Source organism: Okeania sp. SIO2B9, assembly GCF_010672505.1.
Classification (GTDB): Bacteria; Cyanobacteriota; Cyanobacteriia; order Cyanobacteriales; family Microcoleaceae; genus Okeania; species Okeania hirsuta.
The window spans coordinates 1-6,709 of the sequence record NZ_JAAHGK010000287.1 but is presented as its reverse complement, the minus strand read 5'-3'; the positions used below and the strand labels follow the sequence as shown (position 1 = coordinate 6,709).

Sequence of the window (6,709 nt, the reverse complement as noted above, 5' to 3'; positions counted from 1 at the left end):
ATTTTCCGTGTTTTTTTCCTCAAAAAATCTTCCCTTTTCCCTACTTTTACAAAAAGTCTATATATTTTTCGGAGGTGTCTATTCTGTAGAGATCTGCGATGAAATATTAGCTTTGAGATATGGCATAAATTTATTTCCAAAAAAGGGATTAAGTAAATTAGCTACTTTACTTAATCTTATAATTCCAAGTTTTTAGAGCTAAATCAATATACCAACCTAAATGTATAGGAGTTTTTGTTTTATATGACTCCCACCAAATTCTATCTTCATCAGTAATAGTTTTTGGTGTCACACCTTTTAAAACATACATTAGTAACCAGAATGTCGGATTATTTTGATATGAATTAACAATTTGATTTAATACTTTAGAACTAGATGTTTTAGCTACTCTTTTCCATTCATCTAATTTAACAGGGTCTTGGGTATAACGAAAAGTCACGTTACCTAAATATAAATTCGCTCTACTCCACTTTAATGTACCATCTCTACCATAAGCAGCTACTTCTGAATTAATATCGGGTGTATTTTTATTATTCAAAGTTTCTTTAGTTGATACTAACCACTCAACAACAGAATCATTAGATAAAGAATTACTAGAATTTTTTAAAACAAATCCACATCTTGCTACTGGTTTCTCTGACTTTGTATCTACAGATGTCGGTAACCACAGAAATAAACATAAATCTTTTCCAGGAGTATTAGTAATTTCTGCTAACTTTTTATGATTTTTTCCCTCACCTGTTCCATACAATACTTTTCTATAGCTCGTGCTAACCATTTCTTTAATTTTTGGTTGAACAATTAATTGATTTCGTAACCCTTGAAAATCTTTCTTGTATTTTTGGTCTAGTCTAAAATAAAATTCCCAAGCAAAAGTCGGTAAACTTTTACTATAAGATTCAGAGTTTAAAATTTTTCCTGGGAAGCCAAATATAGGATAAGGAATATCATAAGTTTTTCCTGAAAGATTAAATTGAGCAATATCTTTACCCTGCTCAATATCAATACTAAACTCCCACAGACAAAAATCATTCTCGAATTTAGAAGCTTCTTGATCTGTATAATTATCCTCGTGAAAAGTTGGAGCGATCGCTATTAATTTCACAGGTAATGAATAATCTATTTGTTCTGGAAAAGGCTTTTCTATCAGTAAAGCTTTCCTATACCGAGTAAGCTGAGAGATTAAATTCCTATCCTCTTCATTTTTTAACTCAATTATCACAGGTTGCTTAACTGATTTAATAGAGCATAGTAAATCACATCTTTGCGTATTAATAGTATGCTGACGCTTAATCAAAACTAAGCCTGGTAAAATTTGGTTAAAATTTTCCTCTATATAATTTTCTAAATCTTCTTCTGACTGAAATTTAATTTTGTCATTGATCAAGACTAAATTACGAGTAGACTTTGCTACCTTCTCATCCCGCTTTTTCTCAGCTTCAGTTAAATGCTTGGCTTTTAAATATGGCATAAACTTCTTTATAAGAATCAGAATGTGTAAATTATACTTGTCATGTTACTTACTGTTAAAGAAAAAGATCATAAGATAAGTAAAATGGGAGTTATCAGGACTTACGCATGATTTTTTATTCAATGTAAAGAACAGGCAAAATATAGGGTACGCCACGCACACCCTACTTAACAAACTCAGTCACTAACTAAACAACTTTCCCAGAACTAATTTCTTGTTCTAAATTAAACAAAAGTTGTAAAGTCTGCATCGCATGACGCCTTGCTTCAATATCCTGTTGTGCCCGTAACTGCACCATTGGGTCATGCAAAATCTTATTCACAATACCCCTAGTCAAAGCCTCAATTACCTCTTGATGTTTTTCCGCAAATTCTGAACCTAAACGAGATAAAGCTTTTTCTAATTCCTGCTCCCGAATAGTCTCTATTTTTTGTCGTAAAGAATTAATAGTAGGAACCGTCTCTAAACTTCTCCACCAAACATCAAAAGCTTCTACCTCTTCCTCCAATAAAACCTCAGCCTCCATCGCCATCTGCCGACGACTTTCTTGATTTTGAGCAACAACAGCTTTCAAATCATCCACATTAAAACAACGAACATTTGCCAATTCACTCACATCAGTAGCAATATTACGAGGCACGGAAATATCCACCAACATTAAAGATTGATTAGGAGCTAAAATTCCTTCTAATTTAGCCTTATCTAAAATTGGTTCAGTTGCCCCAGTGCTAGTAAATACCAAATCAGAATTACTAATAACCTGACTCATTTCTGACATAGAATCAACATTTATATTTGCATCTTTAAAACTATTTGCTAAATCCTGAGCGCGTCCGATAGAACGATTAATAATTGATATATTGCTTGCACCTTTAGCTAATAAATGTTGCACCAATAATTTTGACATTTTACCAGCACCAACAATAGCCACTCGGTAATTAGATAAATCCTCTAATTTCATTTGAGCTAATTCCACCGCTGCAGAACTAATAGAAACAGCACCAGTACCAATACTTGTTTCTGTCCGAACCCTTTTTCCAGCAGTTACAGCTTGCTTAAATAAACGATTAAGAATACGCCCAATACCTTTATATTGTTGTCCGAGTTTATGAGTTTGTTTCACCTGAGCTAAAATTTGTCCTTCACCTAATACCAGACTATCTAATCCAGCAGCAACTCGCATTAAGTGCATAATAGAATCTTCATGGAGCAACATAAATAGGTGTGGACGAAGTAAATTTAAAGGTATTTTACTAGAGTCAGAAAGAAACTGAGTTACTTCTCGAATACCAGGCTGCATTTCATTAGTAACTACATAAATTTCTAAACGATTACAGGTACTAAGAATGCCAACTTCTTGAGTATAAGTTCCACCACATAATTGAGTAATGGCATTTTCTATTTGTGTTTCTGGAATACTTAATTTTTCTCGAACTTCAACCGGTGCTGTTTTGTGGCTAAGTCCTACAACTGCGATATTCATGTAATTTTTCTTTTGTTAATTTGTTGTGATTTTTAATTAAATTAAAAAATGAGGTCTAATACCATTTATTCATAAACTTGCACTTAATATTCAGTGTAATAAGGTCTGAAAAACAATTATTAAGCGCATTTTTACAGATAAATGGCCTAAAAAATTTATATTGTTTCAGAAGATCATTAGAATTGTGAAAAAACTGAGGGAGGTTTAATATATGGTTAGTTCTTTTCCGCCTAAATATTTAATTTAAAACCTACCCCCAAAACTTTAATAATTCCCTGGTTATCCTGATTGATATGAGCCATGAATTTTGACTGTTTAGCAGTAATTTTTCAAAGGTCATTTTTCAACAGAGATATTTTGTAATGCCCCATTTACCTAATACTATTTATCTAAGCATTCAGCCATCAGACATTAGCCATAAACTGTACGATAAAATACATCAACTAGCTTGATTAATTAAAAAGCTGAATGTTAACTACTAATAGCTGAATGCTTATCAATTTCTATCTCAGTTCCAGTGTTTTTGATTCTCCAAACATATGCACAGTATCTACGAACCGAGCAGTTTTTGACTGAGAAGAAATAACTAAACTTTGGGTACGAGCACCATTATGGAAGAAACGTACTCCTTCCATCAGAGTGCCAGGAGTAATACCACAAGCTGCAAATAACACTGTTTCTCCAGAAGCTAACTCTTCAGCGTTGTAAACTTTGTCTGGATCTTCAACACCCATATCCTTGAGTCGCTTCATGTTATCTTCTTTGCTTTCTCCAATCAAACCAGTTTTGACAATAGCTGGGTCATAAATCAGTTGTCCTTGGAAATGGCCTCCTAAAGCACGCATAGCTGCTGCAGAAATTACTCCCTCTGGCGCTGCACCAATACCCATTAAAGCATGGATATTTGTTCCAGAAAATGCACAGGAAATTGCTGCAGAAACGTCACCATCACTAATTAGACGAACTCTGGCACCTGCTTGACGAATTTCATTAATTAGGTCTTTATGACGGGGGCGATCCATGACTACAACGACCAATTCGTCAACAGCACGTTCCATGCAGTCTGAAATAATCTTGAGGTTTTCAGTAGCAGATTTGTTTATATCTACATGATTTTTAGCTACTGCTGGTGCTGCTAATTTTTTCATATAAACATCTGGTGCTGCTAATAGACCACCTTTTTCAGAAATAGCTAATACTGCCATAGAACCATTTTGACCATAGGCAACTAGGTTTGTTCCTTCGCAAGGGTCAACTGCTATGTCAATCTCGACTAGCTGTTCTATGTCACAGACCTCACTGGCATTAGGTTGAGTACAAATTCCTACTTGTTCCCCAATGTAGAGCATGGGCGCTTCATCTCGCTCCCCTTCTCCAATCACGATGCGGCCCCGCATATGAATTTGGTTCATGCGTTTCCGCATAGCTTCTACAGCTACTTGGTCTGCAGTATTTTTCTCACCTTTTCCCATCCAACGAGCAGAGGCGATCGCTGCTTGCTCTACTACTTCGATAATTTCTAAACCAATTACGTTATCCACGAATTTTTATCCTCCCAACTGCTGAGGAAAACTTTTTTATTTAGCTCTCCCAGTGTTAAAGTCTATCAGAGCCAGGGTTCAGGTTAGGACTTTGTGCGGAATCTAGGATGTAAAGTTTTATTGCAGATAGTAAACAGTCATTAGTCAAAGAAACAAAGACATAAGTTAAAAATAAGGATTGATATAGGGAAAGCGATGGTTTGGGAAATTTACTAGCTTCAGTTATCTTAAATATTTAGTTTGACCTACTCAAATTCTGATAAAATAAATAGCCACAACATTTGTGAGAAAATGTCAGCAAATTATGGAAAGGAAAAAACGTGAGTAGTAACGTTATTGTCATTAATGATTCTCAGTTTGAAACTGAAATCCTCAAGTCAGAAAAGCTTGTATTAGCTTATTTTTGGGCTACTTGGTGTGGCCCATGTAGGCTAATGTCCCCTTTAATGGAAAAAGTGGCCACTGAATATAGCGATCGCCTCAAAGTAGTGAAAATGGAAGTCGATCCTAAGTCTAAAATTGTGAAGCAATATCAGGTGGAAGGAGTCCCTGCCTTTAGACTATTTCGGAATCAAGAATTATTACTCTCCGATGAAGGAGCTATGACAAAACAACAGTTAATAGATAAGTTAGAACCTTATTTAAATTGAATTAGGTCTTTGTTATCTTTAGGAGTTCACAGATTAAACAATTATTTGAAGGAGTGTTTTATGAAAATCAAAACCTTGGTCAGTTCAATTATTAGTATTATATCTGTCCTTGGTTTTGCTATGCCTAATGCTTCAGATGCTGATTCTCGGCAAATCTAAGTCTCCTTTGAAAACATCCCTCCCAATGGAGAAATTGCCTGAAGTTATATCTGGCAAGCTTTCCATCATGGTACTTATGATACCGATGATTTGGGAAATACTACTTCTGCTTTAATTTAGCAAATTGCTGAAGATGAGATTGTTGTACCAGGAAGCTATCAGTGTAAGAAGCTATCAGTGTAAATAGTATAGCAGTCAATTAGTCATAGCAGATAGATTTTATCCTAGGGCGTGTCATCAATTAAAAAATTGACAAGTAGGGGTCTTGTATGTTCTAGGTCGATGGCGATCGCTACGCCAATAAAATGACTGAGGCTGCCTGTAGGAATTCCTCCTAGAAAGTTAACTGAACGTTGATCGTATCTAGTAGCGATATAGCTGCCGCACTTGCTCCGCCAACACTCCATACTGTTTGAGTTTGGCCAAAAAATTTTCTATTCATAGACGTGCTTTGTACAATATTTCATCGTAATTACGGAGTTCACGGGCGGTTTTTTTTGGGAGGAATCACTACTTCTATTCCTCTGTTAGTCAAAGGCGATTGGCACCCGCTCCTGAGCATCATCAGCTTTGTCCCCGCGCTCCCGCTTCCACTTCTACCATTGGTAATAGAACATCTGCCCCATCCAAGTCAGACCCTTGAGCTGGAGTTAAAAAAAATTAGTGGGATTTACCCAGAGCATCTACTACTCCATGTATTTTCGTGCTTAATCCCCCCTGACTACGGCCAATAGAGTTGTTGGGAATTAAGCACAAAAAATGGCTAAAACCCTTATCAGTCAAAGTTTATAGCTATTTTCAAGTGTAAAATCATGAAAGCCTTATACAGTAAGCTTTTGAGCATTTGAAATTTTTATTTCCCAACAACTCTAATATCTTCCTGTTGTGGACTACTGTTTTTTGCTCCGGCACTACGAGTATGAGCACGAACAATAGTGGCATCGATCATGGCATATTCGTGATCTGCATCCTCAGCCTTAGCTTGAAATACTATGCACCCATACCCCTGAACAGCTCCAACGACTAAAACGAGTATGGACAACGCGAAAATCCCCAAATCTTTCTGGCAAGTCTGTCCAAGGAATTCCGGTTCTATACCTATATAAGACAGCTTCCACAAACAGACGGTTGTCTGTTGCTGTCCTCCCTACAGTCCCTTCACGCCCTGGTAATAAATTTTGAATGCGTTCCCATTGATCGTCTCGCAAGCCATAACGTCTAGTCATTTAGAGCAGTCCTATGCATGTTATTCCTGTAGTTATTCTTCACCAGCATACTATATAGCGCTGTGCGCAGGCAACAGCTCATCTGGCAACAGCTCATCTGGGGGAATAAAAGACCGATAATACAAGACTTTTAGCTATTGGACAGTTCTTGTAATTTGTAAATATGCCAGCGCACATTG

At 36.3% G+C, this 6,709-nt stretch carries 5 protein-coding genes and 1 pseudogene; 1 reads left to right on the top strand and 5 read right to left on the bottom strand.

Annotated elements, in window-relative coordinates; genetic code table 11:
* Positions 1-166 precede the first annotated feature (166 nt).
* From F6K13_RS12300 to glpX, 3 genes are all read right to left on the bottom strand, one after another.
* Positions 167-1,471: an endonuclease NucS domain-containing protein gene (locus F6K13_RS12300; RefSeq protein ID WP_124146532.1), complete on the bottom strand. Its 1,305-nt coding sequence runs from the start codon at positions 1,469-1,471 to the stop codon at positions 167-169.
* A 187-nt stretch (positions 1,472-1,658) separates the two neighbouring features.
* Positions 1,659-2,954 carry a glutamyl-tRNA reductase gene (locus tag F6K13_RS12295; protein WP_124146533.1) on the bottom strand — a complete coding sequence of 432 codons (1,296 nt, stop codon included), beginning with the start codon at positions 2,952-2,954 and terminating at the stop codon, positions 1,659-1,661.
* A 503-nt stretch (positions 2,955-3,457) separates the two neighbouring features.
* Complete coding sequence (gene glpX / locus F6K13_RS12290) at positions 3,458-4,495, bottom strand: class II fructose-bisphosphatase (protein ID WP_124146534.1); 1,038 nt, start codon at positions 4,493-4,495, stop codon at positions 3,458-3,460.
* A gap of 320 nt (positions 4,496-4,815) precedes the next feature.
* Between glpX and F6K13_RS12285 the strand changes: the two genes are divergently transcribed.
* Complete coding sequence (locus F6K13_RS12285) at positions 4,816-5,145, top strand: co-chaperone YbbN (protein WP_124146535.1); 330 nt, start codon at positions 4,816-4,818, stop codon at positions 5,143-5,145.
* A gap of 383 nt (positions 5,146-5,528) precedes the next feature.
* Here the strand turns inward: F6K13_RS12285 and F6K13_RS12280 are convergent, their stop codons facing one another.
* The gene (locus F6K13_RS12280; protein ID WP_124146536.1) at positions 5,529-5,711 is read right to left on the bottom strand and encodes a hypothetical protein; all 183 of its coding nucleotides are present in this window, start codon (positions 5,709-5,711) and stop codon (positions 5,529-5,531) included.
* A 491-nt stretch (positions 5,712-6,202) separates the two neighbouring features.
* Positions 6,203-6,530: pseudogene (locus F6K13_RS12275) on the bottom strand (IS5 family transposase); the annotation flags it as partial.
* Positions 6,531-6,709: the final 179 nt, after the last annotated feature.